Annotated in this window: 12 protein-coding genes; 5 read left to right on the top strand and 7 right to left on the bottom strand. The window is 34.6% G+C overall.

Annotation, left to right across the window (positions count from 1 at the left end; translation table 11 throughout):
* The 7 genes from IPZ78_RS11610 to recQ all read right to left on the bottom strand — a co-directional run bounded on the left by IPZ78_RS11610 (position 1) and on the right by recQ (position 12541).
* Positions 1 to 3927, bottom strand: coding sequence for a response regulator (locus tag IPZ78_RS11610; protein ID WP_225553879.1), 3927 nt, complete (start codon positions 3925 to 3927; stop codon positions 1 to 3).
* Positions 3928 to 3941: 14 nt separating this feature from the next.
* Positions 3942 to 5183 carry a YaiO family outer membrane beta-barrel protein gene (locus IPZ78_RS11605; protein WP_225553877.1) on the bottom strand — a complete coding sequence of 414 codons (1242 nt, stop codon included), beginning with the start codon at positions 5181 to 5183 and terminating at the stop codon, positions 3942 to 3944.
* 221 nt (positions 5184 to 5404) lie between these two features.
* Positions 5405 to 6064: a glycoside hydrolase family 16 protein gene (locus tag IPZ78_RS11600; protein ID WP_225553875.1), complete on the bottom strand. Its 660-nt coding sequence runs from the start codon at positions 6062 to 6064 to the stop codon at positions 5405 to 5407.
* Between the two features lie 158 nt (positions 6065 to 6222).
* A complete protein-coding gene (locus IPZ78_RS11595) occupies positions 6223 to 7542 on the bottom strand; it encodes a Na+/H+ antiporter NhaC family protein (RefSeq protein ID WP_225553873.1) in 1320 nt (439 codons plus the stop codon).
* Positions 7543 to 7835: 293 nt separating this feature from the next.
* Entirely contained in the window at positions 7836 to 9320 is a 1485-nt protein-coding gene (locus tag IPZ78_RS11590; RefSeq protein ID WP_225553870.1) for an alanine/glycine:cation symporter family protein, read from the bottom strand.
* Between the two features lie 208 nt (positions 9321 to 9528).
* Positions 9529 to 10344 carry a 3-deoxy-8-phosphooctulonate synthase gene (kdsA, locus tag IPZ78_RS11585; RefSeq protein ID WP_225553867.1) on the bottom strand — a complete coding sequence of 272 codons (816 nt, stop codon included), beginning with the start codon at positions 10342 to 10344 and terminating at the stop codon, positions 9529 to 9531.
* A gap of 7 nt (positions 10345 to 10351) precedes the next feature.
* Entirely contained in the window at positions 10352 to 12541 is a 2190-nt protein-coding gene (recQ, locus tag IPZ78_RS11580) for a DNA helicase RecQ (protein WP_225553865.1), read from the bottom strand.
* Positions 12542 to 12637: 96 nt separating this feature from the next.
* Here recQ and IPZ78_RS11575 point away from each other — a divergent pair, with 96 nt between their 5' ends.
* The 5 genes from IPZ78_RS11575 (at position 12638) to scpB (ending at position 17463) form a co-directional block, all read left to right on the top strand.
* Complete coding sequence (locus tag IPZ78_RS11575) at positions 12638 to 13603, top strand: KpsF/GutQ family sugar-phosphate isomerase (RefSeq protein WP_225553864.1); 966 nt, start codon at positions 12638 to 12640, stop codon at positions 13601 to 13603.
* Between the two features lie 136 nt (positions 13604 to 13739).
* Complete coding sequence (locus tag IPZ78_RS11570; RefSeq protein ID WP_225553862.1) at positions 13740 to 14111, top strand: DUF1573 domain-containing protein; 372 nt, start codon at positions 13740 to 13742, stop codon at positions 14109 to 14111.
* Between the two features lie 98 nt (positions 14112 to 14209).
* The gene (locus IPZ78_RS11565) at positions 14210 to 15409 is read left to right on the top strand and encodes a pyridoxal phosphate-dependent aminotransferase (RefSeq protein ID WP_225553860.1); all 1200 of its coding nucleotides are present in this window, start codon (positions 14210 to 14212) and stop codon (positions 15407 to 15409) included.
* 368 nt (positions 15410 to 15777) lie between these two features.
* Positions 15778 to 16902: a cyclic dehypoxanthinyl futalosine synthase gene (mqnC, locus tag IPZ78_RS11560; RefSeq protein WP_225553858.1), complete on the top strand. Its 1125-nt coding sequence runs from the start codon at positions 15778 to 15780 to the stop codon at positions 16900 to 16902.
* Positions 16903 to 17463 carry an SMC-Scp complex subunit ScpB gene (scpB, locus tag IPZ78_RS11555; protein WP_225553857.1) on the top strand — a complete coding sequence of 187 codons (561 nt, stop codon included), beginning with the start codon at positions 16903 to 16905 and terminating at the stop codon, positions 17461 to 17463.
* Positions 17464 to 17533: the final 70 nt, after the last annotated feature.

The raw sequence follows: 17533 nt of genomic DNA, 5'->3' as shown, positions 1-17533 counted from the left end.
TTACTTTTCACTTAATTTATTAATAATTAAAAATTTAGAATTTTCAATTTCCTGATTTAGAACCTTCAAATCCGTCTCCTTATCAATACCTTCAATCACTTCTTCCTCCATAACAGTTACTAATGAAGCTAAACGATTGAGACCAACAGTGGATGATGTCCCCTTTAACTTATGTAAAATGGATTGCAGTAAATATTTATCCAAACTGCATTTATATCTTTCAAGATTATCTTGTACATCATTAAGCTGCTGTAAAATGAGATTTAAAAAATAGACTTTAAAATCTTCATCGTCTCCATAATGTGAAGTCAAAACAGACGTATCCAAGTCAACATTATTATTTAGCTCATTTTCCTTAAGCTTTTCTGATTTTTCAGTCAGGAAACTATTTAATGCAACCTGTAAATCCTTCATACGAATTGGTTTTGCTAAGAAATACGACATACCTGCATTCCTACACCTTTCCTTTTCCATCAATGTATTACTTGCTGTAATTCCTATAATGGGTATGTTTTCATAACCATCCAATTGTCTAATCTGCCGAGTAGCTTCTAGTCCGTCCATATTAGGCATCTGTACATCCATGATGATCAAATCAAACTTATATGTTCGGCTCATATCTACAGCTTGATCCCCGTCAATAACTTCTACTATTTGTGCTTGTGGCAACAAATCAGCTAAAATTCGCTGATTGAGAACCATGTTGACAGGATTATCATCTGCCACTAATACAGATAAATTTGTATAAAATTCGGCTAAATTATCATTTGGTATATCTTCGCTTAAATCTTGAATATCTGTTTTTCTAATTGACTTATTTATAGCGGAATATAACTCGTCCGATTTAATAGGTTTCATTAAACTAACGACAGAATTGTCTTGCCTTAAGTGCGCTAATACATCTTGTTCTTCTGAAGAAGTATGCAAGATGATAAGAGGAATTTGCATATTTTTATCTTGCAAAATAGACTTCATCTTTGCAATAGTCTCAATACCTGACAGTACAGGCATATGATAATCGACGACAATAAGATCATACTCTTCACCATCTAAGAGCAACTGCAAAGCCTCCATCCCATTTTTCACACTTATGACATCAATATCTTTAAATTGAAGCATGTGCTCCAATATCATCAAGTTGTTTGTATTATCGTCAACTATTAAAGCTTTTTTTATAGTTACAAAGTCTGTTTCATCACGAACGGCATCTTCATATTTGGCCTCTAAATCAAAATAGAAAGTAGTTCCTCTTCCTAGCTCACTTTTAAGTTGCAATTCACTATCCATATATTTTAGAAGGTTATTGGATATGGTTAACCCTAAACCTGTTCCTCCATATCGCTTACTGACTGAACTGTCTTCTTGGGTAAAAGCTTTAAAAATGCGATCCTGACGTTCAGGAGCTATACCAATTCCTGTATCCCGAACAGAGAAACGTAATTTAATATTATCATCAGACTTTTCTATTAATTCTACTTTTAACTCTATTTCTCCTTCCTCCGTAAATTTGACAGCATTTCCAACAAGATTGATTAGTACCTGTTTAAGTCTAGAATCATCTACCCAAATATATAGTGGCAATCCCTGGTCTATATTGAGCAGTAATTCTAATTTCTTACGCTGTGCTTGAAATAACACTACATTAACCACTTGACTAGTGATTTCATATAAGTTACATTGATCAATAAATAGTTCTAATTTTCCAGATTCAATTTTAGAAAAATCAAGAATATCATTAATGATATTAAGTAAGCTATTACCTGACTCGTTAATGTATTTTAAGTATTGTTGTTGCAATTCATCCAGTGGAGTACGCAACAATAAATCGGAAAACCCTATTACTCCATTAAGTGGCGTTCGGATTTCATGACTCATATTAGCCAAAAATTCAGACTTCGCTTGATTAGCAGAATCTGCTTGTTTTTTAGCCGTTTGTAGCTCTTCATTTATTTTTACTTCTTCTGTAATATTCTGCGCAAATATGATGATCCCCCCAATTGATCCATCCGAAATATGCCAAGGGCGTACCTGCCAATTGAAATGCTGCATTTCACTATGATTATTGAATTGCATTTTTTCGTTGGTATTTTTATAAGGAATACCTTTGAGAGCGTTTTTGTATATTTCTACCCTATGTGCGGGAATATTAGGGAATAATTTAAACAAACTTTTAAACTTGAGTTGATCTTGTGTAATCCCAAATTCTTCTATCCATTGTTCACTAACAGATATATAATCAAAATTCTGATCAAACATAGAGACAGACGCGGGTACATATCGTACAAAAGCCTCTAGCATGGCTTCCTTCTTCTCTATTTCTAGATATAACGTTTTACTTCGGTGTATATCCTGTATAATACCAAATATTCGTATACAAGAGTCATCTATGGTTTCTGGAATTCCCTTGACCCTTACCCATAAAACATCTTCATTTGGACGACGGATTTTTAGTTCTAAATCAAACGCCTCACCTTCGGAAATCGCTCTACTATACGCTTCACTAAGAGTTTTAGCGGATACCGAGTCAAAAAAGGATAAAACACTATCTAATTTAAGGTTATCCAAATGTTCTTCTTCTAAAATTTCTTTAGCATGTGGAGACAAGAACACTGTACCATTACTCAAATTGACTTCCCATCCACCGACTTGTGCTACCGTATTCGTTTGCTCTAAAATCTGCTTAGTATGTAGCAAGTCCATTTCTAACTTCCTTCGCTCTGTCATATTAAGTGCTGTACTTACAACATAAGGTTTAGCATTGACATCGTGCTCCAAAACATTATGATACAGAAAATACATCTCTTCACCAGATTTTGTCAGCAAAGTCATCATCCCGGACATTTCCGCTTCACTTTCTACATTGTCTAAGTATTTTTGGATTAGATTAATATTATCAGAAGGAACTAAGTCCCGTAAATTAAGATGACTTAATTCATCTATACTGTACCCTAACATTTCGCGTCCCTTTTCATTGACTTTAATAATATTGCCCTCTAAATCGTGCATACTCATCAAACCAATTGAATTTTCGAAAAAATTGCGAAACTTACGCTCTGAGATTTCTAACTTGGTACGCTCCTCTGATTCTTGCGTGATATCTTGTCCAAAAGCAAAATATTCATTATACTTTTCCTCATATATAAAATGCCATTGAATAATTACTTCTCCCCCCCAAGAAAGAGGAGTGTGAGTCAATAATGAACTCTTGCCATTCAATTTAGAGTTCATTAACGAATCTTGCAATTTATCTACATAGCCGCCTATTATCTCAGGAAAATATCTATTAATTACTTCAGACTCTTCTACATTAAGTAAATTGGAAAATGAAGAATTTAGCTCCTTAATATTAAGATCACTATCCATTACACAAATAATGTTTTGTGTCAACTTAAAGACATTAGTAAAGTAATTCGATTCCGCATTTTTCTTTTTATGAAGATAAGTTTGCTTTACCGCGGTGGCCAATGAATGAAGAGATTTTACTTGGTCTGCAGTTAGTTGCTTTGGTGTATAGTCAATAACACATATTGTACCTAATACATAGCCATCATCATCTATAATAGGTACACCTGCATAAAATCGAATACCACCAGCTTTTATTAATGCATTAGAGGAAGTTCTTTCATCCAAAGTAGTATCTTCAATAACTAAAGCCTCCCGACTCATCATGGTATACTGACATACTGTATCTTTACGTGCTACACTATCCATATCCAATCCTATACAACTTTGAATACGCTGTATATCCTCTTCCATCACCGCCACTAGAGCCGCAGCACAATTTGTGATACTAGTAGCCGATAATGCGAAAATTTCAAAGTCTGAGTCTTTTCCAAGACCCATTAGATCGTATTTTCGCAAACGTTGCAAACGATCTCTTTCATTGCTTTGCAAAGGATAAGGTTTTGAATTAAAATTACTTGCCATACCAATTATAACATTTAGAAAATCTTACTATAACTCAAACTTATATCAAACTGATTTCCCTTTTCATCAAGACGGTATTCCTGATTGAAATAAGTCATTGATATACCAAATAAATTAGTACGACCAATACTAAAATTATAATCGCCACCTACTTTAAATGTTTTTAATTTGTATTCATCCAATACTAAAAGATTGTTTCTGTTTTCTTCGGGACTAATACCTGTCCCTAATTGAAATCCGATATAGTCATTAGCCCCCTTGGTATAATAACGAAGTGTCCCTGTATAAGAATGTGAGACAGCTTCTTGGTTAGGGGTAAGATAAGTTCGTAGGTTAAACCAGAAGTTTTTATAATATTTACCTATAGAGGCAGTGTACATCCAAATATTACTAGAAAAATACAATTGACGAAATCCAACTTCTCCTTCGAAGCTTTGTGGTAAATTGGCATATAGTGATGCTCCTGTACGGTATTTAGGAAATATACCGACATCCTCTGAATAACCTGCGCCTACATATAAATAAAAGATGTCATTTATACGCGGGTAGGCTTCCATCTCGAATTGCAATCCGTTAGAAGCAAATTTATTAGCGAAATTAGTCCGAAATATAAGGGAACCTAAACTTGTCATCCTTTTATAACTCAAGCTCGCTATGTGCCAATTATCAGCAAATTGTTTATCAAAATGTGTAAATGAGTAGCTCAATCCTATGGCATTTTTTGCAACATAATCTTTTATTTTATTTGACAACACCCGTCCTTCAGTATGTCCAGGATTCAGATTTATCAACGTTACTAAGGTCTTATTTGCAGATAGGTAGTCCTTTTTAACGTATTCTATTTTCGCCTTTAAAATCAATAAACCCTCTGATTGTGGATGATGTACAAGCCCCTCCCCAACTATTTCATTAGCTTTTGCAGTTATATCATTCCAATATAGTAATGATCCATATGCTATAAAGTAATCTTCATCTGCAATACCCTTCTTTTGTAGATTTTCAAATACAAATTGTGCAGAATCTATTTTATCTGTCCAAGTATACAAACGTCCCAAAAAAACACTCAAATCTGTATAATCAGGAGATTGGGATAAAGCCATTTTAGTTAATAAAATCGCTTTTTGATAATCTTTCTGGTCGAAAGCTAATCCACGAGCTTGAGAAAAAAGTTCATCAGAAGAATATGTGTTTTGTTGCGAAAAACAATTCGCACAAAAAGACACACTTATTAAGAAAGTGAAAATAATAAATTTCATATGTAGATGATAAAGACAGCTCTTTACCGTAAAAATAGAAAAAAGACGGTATTTTTTAGAATATATAGAGAAATGAATATGATAAAAATTTCAATAGCTCGAAAAAGTGAATTTGAAACCAATAAACAACATAATAAATTCAAATTATAAAATATTTCAGTTTCGAAAAACACCTTCATGCTGAGACAAAATATATTTTATAATAAAATATACTTTAAACATTAAGGCGAAAAAGAAACACTATTTAGTATAATTTCAACTTCTTTCAGATCCGAAGGAGGCAGGCCTTTATATAACCATAGATTTATTTCGAGTTTTTCATTATTTACCTTCGGTATATAATCACCTGTATACTTCCATTTACTAAGGACTGTATCATCGCCATCCTTTACCCCAAGACTTTCGAAAAAAATAAAATTCTCTCGCCACTCAAAAGAATGTATTGAAGGTTTAACACCTGACGCTACATCAAACTGATGCTTATTCCCCACAACATCAGCCGGTTGGACCACATACTGAGCGTTATAAGAACTTTCATCTGACCATTTTGAGAACTCTATATCGATCTCTTCTCGGTCATTTAAGTATGTAAACATTCCAGCAACGACATTCACATCTATTTTTGAAACATCTGAATCTACATAAAAAGTATAAGTACCATACCCTAGAGGCTTTTTTAATCGAATACCAGAGCAATACCATTTACCTCTATCATGGGTGATTTTCAAATGTAATCTCCCCTCAGTATCAATCCAAACATTTTTTTTTGAACTTGAAAACAAATTATTGCCAGGCCCTTCTCTGGAAGGATAAGAATCACGAATAACCCACTCGAAACCTGAAAATTTTATAATTCTTTCTGGATGTTTTTTATGAATCATATCTTCTGATTGGTATTTCAAAGTAGTATGACATGAAAAAAATAGAAAACAGAAGTATAAAAACAACATATTTCTCATCATCCTACAATACTCCATTGTTATGGCATATTTTATCCTGCATTTTATAACATAATCCTTCACCAAAATATCCTTTGTCCTTATTTTGTTTTACTAAACAAAATAAAACCCAATGTCGCTATTCCCGTTAAAAATGGATAATATAAATAAGAAATCAACTCAAGAGGTGAAACTGTAGGCTGATTGGTACCCGCCAAAACAATAGAAGACGCAGCTAATGCAGCCAATATTTGTGCGCCGTAAGGAATAATACCTTGAATAAAGCAAGATATGGTATCCAATATACTTGCTACACGTTTAGGTGCTAAATCAAACTTATCAGATATTTCTTTAGCCAACGGTCCTACAATTACAATTGTAATGGTATTATTAGCCAGCGCAAAGTTCACTAATGCCGTCAAAGATGCTATACCAAATTCTGCCCCTCTTTTCGTTTTGATCCTTTTCAAAACAGAATTAAGTAAAAAATATATACCGCCGTTGTAACGAATGATTCCTACAACACCACCAATAATCAAACACAACAAACTCAATTCAAACATCCCAGCAAAACCTGCATTTACACTTTTGATAGAATCTAACAAAGTAATTGAATTCGTAAATAGTCCTATTAAAAGTGTCGCGACAATACCTATTCCTAATGTCCAAATCACCTGTACACCCACAAGTGCTAATACAAAAACCAAAATATAAGGAACAACTTTTATGATTTGATATTCTTGAACAGCCAAATCCTTTACATCCTCCACAAAGGATGCTCCTTGAAAGCAATAAATAATAAACACAAGTACAGCTACAGGAAAGACAATCTTGAAGTTGACTTTAAATTTATCACGCATACCAACATTTTGGGTACGTGTAGCAGCTATGGTCGTATCCGAAATAAAGGAAAGATTATCCCCAAACATTGCTCCTCCGACTACCGCTGCTAAAGCAATAGCTGTAATACCTGGAATGTAAGTCTCGAATCCAACAGCTAACGGTGCTAAAGCGACAATAGTACCTACAGAAGTCCCTAGAGAGACTGAAATGAAACAAGCGATCAAGAAAACTCCTGCAACAATAAATTGAGGAGAAACATAGGTCATTGCAAAATTAACAGTAGATGATAACGCGCCTATTGATTTTGACAGCTCACTAAAGGCACCAGCTAGTAAAAATATCAATATCATGATGAGAATATTCTCATCGCCAGAACCTTTGGCAAAGCTCTTCAACTTCTCTTCAAAACTATGTTTTGGATATTGAAAAAAAGCAACAAAAAGTGAGATCACAAAAACTACTAATACGGGTAGCGCATAGAAATCACCCAAATAAAGAGAGCCACAAAAATAAATAATAATAAAAACGATTAATGGCAATAAAGCCCAAAAATTACCTTTTCTATTTTCCTGACTCATACTTACTATTTTATTCTTTAATTTAACTTACCTAATCTCTATTCTAAATAAGAAAATTGAAATTGTTGTAATTCCCTTTGTTTCACTGCAAATGTCGCCAATGTTGAATCAGCCCTTCATCCCCCAACTCTTTCCCTGATTCCTGCATAGCAGTAGCGAGTTGCCAATTGCAGGAATGCCGAAGCTTTATCGCAACTCAGCAAAGTGACGAGTTTTTGATTACTTTTTGATTTAAAAAGTAATTGCCTGCATGGCATGAGAGCTATTAAACCAATAACTTAACCGAATTTCCTTTATTTATTTTCTTCCCAAAAATCTGCATTTTTGATACCTAATTTTTTTGGATCGAAAGTAGGATCCTCAATACCTTGCTTACGCTGTGTCTCGTAATCCTTCCATACTTTCATACCTGTTTTACTCAATAGCAAAATCGCAATTAAATTCACCCAAGCCATCAAGCCTACACCAATATCTCCCAAATCCCAAGCCAATTCTGCAGTTTTAATAGTTCCAAAATATACAGAGAACAAAAATACAATTCGTAATATCCAAATTATAGGTTTTATATTCTTTCCTTTAAAAACATAGGCAATATTCGTCTCTGCATAATAATAGTAGGCCATAATCGTTGTAAAAGCAAAAAAGAACAAAGCTATAGCGACAAATTGATTACCTATCGCTGGAAAATGTGAAGAAACAGCAGCTTGTGTAAAACCATCAGCACCAACATTAGGAAGATTATTAGCTAAAAATGAAACTGCTTGCCCTTTCTCATCGAAAGAACCAACAACATTAAATTGATTGGTAAATAAAATCATCAATGCAGTCGCTGTACATACAAATAATGTATCCACATAAACAGAAAAGGCTTGAACAAGTCCTTGTTGTGCAGGATGCTTCACATGTGCTGCTGCAGCAGCATGTGCTCCAGTACCTTGTCCAGCTTCATTGGAATAAATACCACGTTTTACTCCCCAAGCTATAGCCATTCCCACTACTCCACCAAAAGTCGCATCAAAACTGAAAGCAGAAGAAAATATAAGTGCGAATACTTCTGGAATTTTAGTGAAATTCAAACCAATAATCACAACAGCCATCAAAATGTAAGCACCAGCCATAAAAGGAACTATATATTCTGACGCTTGACCTAGACGTTTTACACCGCCAATTATAATGATAGACAATAAAGCAACTATACCTATCCCTACCCAACTAATAGTCATCTCTATTCCAGCAATTTGTAGTACTTCATTTGAATAATTAAATGCATTGGCAATTGTACCATTAATTGCATTACTCTGTACTCCTGGCAATAGAAATCCCGTACTTAAAATTGTGATTATAGCGAATAATAAAGCATACCATTTTACACCTAATCCCTTTTCTATATAATACGCTGGTCCACCGCGAAAATCGCTTCCTTCACGTTGTTTGTAGACCTGTGCCAATGCAGATTCAATAAATGCGGATGCGGAACCTAAAAATGCGATCGCCCACATCCAAAATACAGCTCCTGGTCCCCCCATGTAAATAGCCGTAGCCACCCCCACAATATTTCCTGTCCCTACGCGACCTGATATCGCTAATGCAAAAGCCTGAAACGATGAAATACCTTCTTCTGATTGCTTCTTACTAAACAACAAGCGAACCATATCCTTTACATACCTAACTTGCAGAAATCCGGTTCTAATTGAGAAATAAAGTCCTACGATTAAGCAGAAGTAAATAAAAAACTCACTCCAGACATAACTGGAGATAGTTGATATAATATTTTCCATTGAAAAGGTGTTAATAATTTTAAATTATGTCTAAGTAACGTATTTTTTTAGCAAAACACGAAGTAAGTTTTTTCAAAAAAACAAAAGATTCAATTGCAACAGATTCTAACTTTTGGATAAAATCATACAAATTCACAAATGATAATAGAGAAAATTAACATAAAAAAAGAGTTGTAATAATTTGTTACAACTCTTTTTTTATGACTTTTTATAATATAGCCTGACGCACACGCGTCAATTTTGTTAATAAATCTTCCAATAAATCTAAATGCAACATATTCGCCCCATCTGATTTGGCATTCGCAGGATCTGGGTGCGTTTCGATAAACAAACCATCTGCTCCCACTGCAATAGCAGCTTTAGCGATAGTCTCGATAAGCTCAGGCTTACCTCCAGTTACACCTGTCGTTTGATTTGGCTGTTGTAGCGAGTGCGTACAATCCATCACCGTAGGCACATCAAAAGAACGCATTACCGGTAGACCTCTAAAATCTACGATTAGGTCTTGATAGCCAAACGTATTACCTCTATCTGTTAAAAAAACTTTAGCATTTCCTGAATCTTTTACCTTATCAACAGCAAACTTCATCGATTCAGCTGACAAAAATTGTCCTTTCTTAATGTTTACAACTTTACCAGTGTTCGCAGCAGCAACCAAAAGTTCGGTTTGTCTACATAAAAATGCTGGAATTTGTAATACATCTACATATGCAGCTGCTAAAGCAGCCTCATGACTCTCGTGAATATCCGTAACTGTTGGTACACCAAACTCTCTCCCAACTTTCTCTAATATCTTAAGAGCCTTCTCATCACCGATACCTGTAAACGAGTCTACACGCGAACGATTTGCTTTACGGTAAGAGCCTTTGAAAATATAAGGAATGTTTAATTTATCCGTGATTGTTACGATTTTTTCTGCTATACGCAACGCTATCTCCTCACCTTCAATAGCACATGGTCCTGCCATCAGAAAGAATTGGTTTGATGAACCATTCTTGATACCAGGTAAAAAATTATTTATCATTGTTATTTTAATTTCCTAATTCTGAGATAAATTTAATACGCATTAATTGAATATCCTCGTAAGAGTAATCTTCCTCCCCAAGTTCGTTTAATGCCGTTTTGATCGAATCTTCTTCAGCTGCTCTAAAGTAATCAAAGACTTCGTCTTGTCTGTCTTGATCAATCATCTCGTCTACAAAATAGCCAATATTAAGCTTCGTACCTGAGTAGACAATAGATTCAACCTCTTTCAACAGATTTTCATAACTAATACCTTTTGAGCCCGCGATATCCTCCAATCCAATTTTACGATCTATATTTTGAATAATACTGACTTTAAGTGCAGATTTATTTGCTGTACTTTTTACAACAAGATCTTGCGCGCGTTCAATACCGTTGTCCTCGACATATTTTTTGATCAATTCGACGAAAGGACCTCCAAATTTTAATGCTTTACCAGCCCCAACCCCATGTATTTGTTTCAATTCCTCTGTGCTAACGGGATAGTGTGTACACATCTCATCCAAAGATGGATCCTGAAAGATTACAAATGGAGGCAATGCCTTTTGCTTCGCAATTTTTTTACGCAAATCCTTTAGCATCTTCAACAACTCTGTATCTAAAGCGCCTGAGGTTTGTGCTGAATCTTCGCCATCCTCATCATCAGCAGCTTCCATCTCTTTATTTAAGATAAACTTCAAGTTGTATGGATTACTTAAGTATTTCCTACCTTCATCCGTTAAAACCAATAATCCGTAGTGATCAATATCTTTCTTTACAAAATCAGCCAACTCACCTTGGCGTATTAAAGAATTCCAATAATTGACACCTTTGTCCTTACCATAGCCAAATAATACATGGTCATCATGTTTATAAGCGGATACGGGTTGATTATTTTGACCAATGAAAACATTAATTATATGTTGATCGTCAAATCTATCCCCTTCTTCCTTTATAAAGTTCAAGACTTTAATCAAATCTCCTTCAGCATCAAAATAAGTCTTTGTCGTTCGACAATTATCACACATACTATTGCACCCTGTCTCATCAAACTTCTCTCCGAAATAATGAAGAATCTGCTTACGCCGACACACGGAAGACTCTGAATAATCAATTACCTCCTTTAATATCTGTGTACCTATTTCACGTTCTGAAACAGGTTTATCTTTCATAAATTTGATAAGCTTATCAACATCTTTTTTAGAATAAAAAGATAGACAATACCCTTCGCCACCATCTCGCCCAGCACGACCTGTTTCTTGGTAATAGCCCTCCATTGATTTTGGGATATCGTGGTGAATGACATAACGCACATCCGGCTTATCAATCCCCATACCGAAAGCGATAGTTGCCACAATCACCTGAACATCCTCCATCAAGAATTTATCTTGTGTATCTGCTCGAGTCTTAGCATCCAACCCTGCGTGATAAGGTAAAGCCTTAATTCCATTGATATTAAGAACCTCAGCTATCTCTTCTACTTTTTTACGACTTAAACAATAAATAATACCCGTTTTACCCGCATTATTACGGATAAACTTGACAATTTCTTTTACTATATTCTTTTTTGGTCGCACTTCATAGTACAAATTCGAACGATTAAACGATGATTTGAATAACGTAGCATCCGTCATTTGCAAATTTTTGCGAATATCAGACTGCACTTTAGGAGTTGCAGTAGCAGTCAAAGCAATAATGGGAATATTGTCACCTATTTCGTTAAGAATGGTTCTAATTTTTCGATATTCAGGCCTAAAATCGTGCCCCCACTCCGAAATACAGTGAGCCTCATCTACAGCAACAAATGAAACTTGGATAGACTGCAAGAATAAAATATTTTCCTCTTTAGTAAGCGACTCTGGAGCTACATACAAAAGTTTAGTTTGTCCTGAAGAAACATCTGCTTTCACTCGAGTGATTTCTCCTTTTGTCAAAGATGAATTCAAAAAGTGAGCAATACTATCTCTTCCTCCAAATGCCCGTAATTGATCAACTTGATTTTTCATCAAAGCAATCAATGGTGAAATTACTATTGCTGTTCCTGCACTCATCATTGCCGGTAATTGATAACAAATCGATTTACCGCCTCCTGTTGGCATTATTACAAAAGTATCTTTCTTATTAAGTATGTTAGTGATTATCGCTTCTTGATCCCCCTTAAATGCATCAAAACCAAAGAATTCCTGAAGATTATCGTACAATGATTTTTCTATTTCCATCAGCGCCATTACAAAAATATAAGTAGACTATTGACCCATCTAAAAATTAAATACTTTATTTTTGTCAATTATAGAATAAAAATAAGGAGATTTTCCGTGAAAAGCAATTCAGAAATAAAAAAAGAGGCTATTAAGGTACTGCATTTAGAAGCTAAAGCACTAGAAGCCTTGACGAAAAAAATTACAGATGACTTCGCTGAAGTTGTCAATATTATATTGAATTTAAAAGGACGTGTAATTGTATCAGGTATTGGAAAAAGTGCGATTATTGCACAGAAAATTGTAGCAACACTCAATTCGACAGGCACACCTTCTATTTTCATGCATGCCGCCGATGCAATCCACGGTGACTTAGGCATCATACAAGAAGATGATTTAGTGATTGTTATCTCAAAAAGCGGGAACACGCCAGAAATCAAAGTTCTTATCCCCTTTTTGAAACAAGCCAAAAACAATTTAGTAGGTATCGTGGGAAACCTTAATTCGTTTTTAGCTCAACAGGCAGATTATGTATTAGACACCACTGTTGAACGTGAGGCGTGTCCTAATAATTTAGCCCCAACCACCAGTACGACTGCACAATTAGCAATGGGTGATGCTTTAGCAGTTTGCTTACAGACATTAAGACAATTTACAGATAGAGACTTTGCCAAATATCATCCTGGAGGAGCTTTAGGCAAACAGTTGTATTTAAAAGTTAGTGATCTTTCTACAAATCACGGTAAACCTACTGTATTATCGTCAGATAGCATCCGAACAACTATAATAACGATTACCAAATTCAGGTTAGGCGCAACCGTAGTGACTGATAACAATCAAATAATTGGAATAATTACAGATGGTGACATACGCAGAATGTTAGAAAACCACACCGATACATCCAAACTGACAGCGAATGATATCATGAGTTCTAATCCAAGACAAATAGAAGATAGTGAACTTGCGATAAACGCATTTCATCAAATGAAAGACAACAATATATCACAACTTGTAGTCACTTCAAATGGTGATTATGCAGGTATAATACACATTCAAGATTTACTAAAAGAAGGTATTATTTAAATAAAAACTCGAAACTGTCTAATGTAAAATTATTGTGGTTATCAATTTTTAAATCGTCAAAATTTTAAATTTGGCAAAATAATTGATTAAACTTGATTATTAAACAAAAACGGACAGTTAAGATTAGAGAGAAAATATGAAAAAAATATTAAGTATAGCTACTACAGTAATCGCATTCATCACGCTGACTTCTATGATGCAAGTAGGTGAATTTAAATTTGAAACGGAATCGCATGATTTTGGCACAATTGCTTTCAATAAACCAGCAACGTATGAATTCACTTTTACAAATGCGGGAAAAGCTCCTATTATTATTTCAGAAGTAGCGCCTTCGTGTGGTTGTTCAGTAGCAGACTTTTCTAAAACTCCTGTAAAACCAGGCGATTCAGGCAAAATCAAAGTTACTTATAACGCAGCAGCAAAAGGTCCTTTTACGAAGTCTTTTATCGTAAAGTCTAACACAAAAACACCTGTAAAAACACTTACAATAAAAGGTAATGTAGAATAATAATACGCATTACAACTAAATAACAAGCCCTATCAAAAATCATTTGATAGGGCTTGTTATTTCAACTATATTTGTAGCCGAAATAATAAATCAATAATATGCCAAAGATTTCGCAAAAAGGCGTTGATATGCCCGCATCGCCAATTAGAAAATTAACACCATATGCTGACCAAGCAAAGAAGGATGGAAAAAAAATATACCACCTGAATATTGGTCAACCAGACATCGAAACTCCTGAAGTCATGCTAAATGCACTCAAAAACATTGACTTCAAAGTTTGGGCATATACTCCATCAGAAGGTACTGCATCTTACCGAAACAAATTGGCAGAATATTATAATAAGATCAACTATAACATACAACCAACTGATATTTTAGTAACTAATGGTGGCTCAGAAGCCATTACCATTGCTATGCAGGCTTGTCTTAATCCTGGAGAAGAAGTTATTATCCCAGAACCATTTTATGCAAATTACAATGGTTTTGCTTGTTCTTCTGACATCATAGTTAAGCCAATCATGTCATACATAGACAATGGTTTTGCATTACCATCAATAGCTGAATTCGAAAAAGTAATTACGCCTAAAACTAGAGCTATTGCTATTTGTAATCCAAACAACCCTACTGGATATTTGTATTCTCGTCAGGAAATGGAAGCTTTGAAAGAGCTTTGTTTGAAATATGATTTGTTCTTATTTTCAGATGAAGCATACCGCGAGTTCTGTTACGACGGAAAAGAATTTATCTCCCCAATGCACTTAGAAGGATTAGAAAATAATGTTGTAGTTTTTGATACAGTTTCGAAAAGATATTCAGCTTGTGGCGCGCGTATTGGATGTTTAATCACAAAAAACAAAGAATTATATCTTACAGCTCTAAAATTTGCTCAAGCAAGATTATCCCCTTCACTAGAGGGACAAATTGCAGGAGAAGCTGCTGTTGATACACCGGATTCATATTTTGAAGCAGTTTCAAAGGAATACACAGCAAGACGCGACACACTTGTTAATGGCTTAAATGCTATCGAAGGTGTATTTTGTCCAAATCCAGGTGGAGCTTTCTATGTCGTAGCTAAATTACCAATTGATAATGCTGACAAGTTTTGCCAATGGATATTAGAATCATTTACCCATGAAAATGAAACAGTCATGATGGCTCCTGCTACAGGATTTTACAGCACGCCAGGAGCAGGAAAAAACGAAGTAAGATTAGCATATGTACTTAACCAAGAAGACTTGAAAAAAGCTATTATTTGTTTAGATAAAGCATTACAAGTTTACCCAGGTAGAACTATATAAATTAATATATTAACTATATTTAAAGAGGTTTTCAATGAAAACCTCTTTTTTGTTAGTACTAACTCATTAAAAGATAAAAAAACAGTACTATCTTTTTTAATAGCGTTGACAACTTTATGTTTTGCAAAAGATTCTGAAACAGTTACCCAAGTAACTAACACTGTTAAAAATAATAGGATTGGACTTGGAGCAGCTATAACCGTTGTAGCATCATGGGATCGAAACCAATCTATACTTTGGTCAATTTTACATGGCATCTTAGGTTGGTTTTACGTAATATATTACGCTTTCACCAGATAAAAACAAGTTAATATTATAAGAACATTATTGCTTTTACTTCATAAAAATCATCAGTATCTTTGCTAGTAATGAATGTAGATAATTTATTAGAAAGAGCATTAAACTTTGAGTTTCTAACCAAAGAAGAGGGTATATTTTTATATCAAAATGCTTCTACAACGGAGTTAGCATACGTAGCCAATGAACTGCGAAGAATTCAAGTTCCACACGGAAAAGTTACTTGGCAAATTGACAGAAATGTTAACACTACAAATGTATGTATAGCCAACTGTAAATTTTGCAATTTCTTCCGAAGACCTGGGCACGAAGACAGCTATATCACAGACATTGAAACTTATAAACAAAAGATAGAAGAAACTTTCAAATATGGAGGAGATCAACTCTTATTGCAAGGTGGTCATCACCCAGATTTAGGCCTCGAGTTTTATGCAAATTTATTTCGTCAATTGAAAGAACTGTACCCTTCTTTGAAACTGCATTCGTTAGGCCCACCTGAGATAGCTCACGTTTCCAAATTAGAAGGATTATCTCATCTAGAGGTACTGACAAAACTCAAAGAAGCTGGATTAGACTCTCTTCCTGGTGCAGGTGCTGAAATTTTGAATGATCGTGTAAGACGATTAATATCAAAAGGTAAATGTGGAGGTCAAGAATGGTTGGACGTAATGCGTGCGGCGCATAAAATCAATCTTCCTACTTCGGCTACAATGATGTTTGGACACATTGAGACAATCGAAGAGCGTTTCGAACATTTAGTATGGATTAGAGAAGTTCAAGCTGAAAAGCCAGAAGGAAATCACGGATTTGTTGCTTTTATTCCTTGGCCATTTCAAGATGATGGCACACTATTAAAACGCCTACGTGGTATATCAAATAATGTAACAGGGGACGAATATATTCGTATGATAGCATTAAGCCGTATCATGTTGCCAAATATCAAAAATATTCAAGCATCATGGCTTACCGTAGGTAAATCTGTAGCACAATTGTGCTTACATAGTGGCGCAAATGATTTTGGTTCCATCATGATTGAAGAAAATGTAGTTTCAGCAGCAGGCGCACCACATCGTTTTACTTCAAAATCTATTCAAGACGCTATAATGGAGGCAGGATTTGAACCCCAACTTCGTACACAGAAATACGAATTTAGAGAATTACCAGAGTCTATGGTTGAACAAGTAATAAATTACTAAGTGAAAGATATTCTTCTAAATATTGAAGCTTTACTCTTCGCATCTGAAGATGGCTTATCTGCAAATGACATTAAGCATATCCTTCAAGAAGGCTTAATGATCACCATTAATAAGGATGAAGTACTTAAGTTGCTTGATCAAATAAAATTAAAATATGAAAATGAAGACCAAGTCTTCTCTTTAAAAACATTCAATAATAAATATCTTTTTTTGACAAAAGAATCTTATCACGATGTTATCAACCAACTTCAAGCACATCGTGACAAAAAGAAACTTAGTCAATCAGGATTAGAGACCCTAGCTATTATCGCCTACAGACAACCCATCACTAAACTTGAGGTAGAGCAGATCCGCGGTGTAAACTGTGACTATTCCATCCAGCGATTATTAGAGAAAGATTTGATTAAAATAATTGGAAAAGCAGATAGTATTGGTAAACCATTATTATACGCAACAAGCGATACGTTTATGAATCATTTTGGAATAAACTCTGTAAAGGACTTACCTCAACTGAAGGATATCATCAATGAGGAAAATAGTATAGGAGAAATCATAGAATAATTTTCCATTAATCTACTTTTTTTTGAAAAATAAAAAGCTGATTATCAAATAGATATTTTTGAAAAAAAAT

The organism is Sphingobacterium bovistauri (assembly GCF_020295405.1).
Taxonomy (GTDB): Bacteria; Bacteroidota; Bacteroidia; order Sphingobacteriales; family Sphingobacteriaceae; genus Sphingobacterium; species Sphingobacterium bovistauri.
Note: the sequence above shows the minus strand (reverse complement) of the source record. Positions and strands in the feature narration are given on the sequence as shown.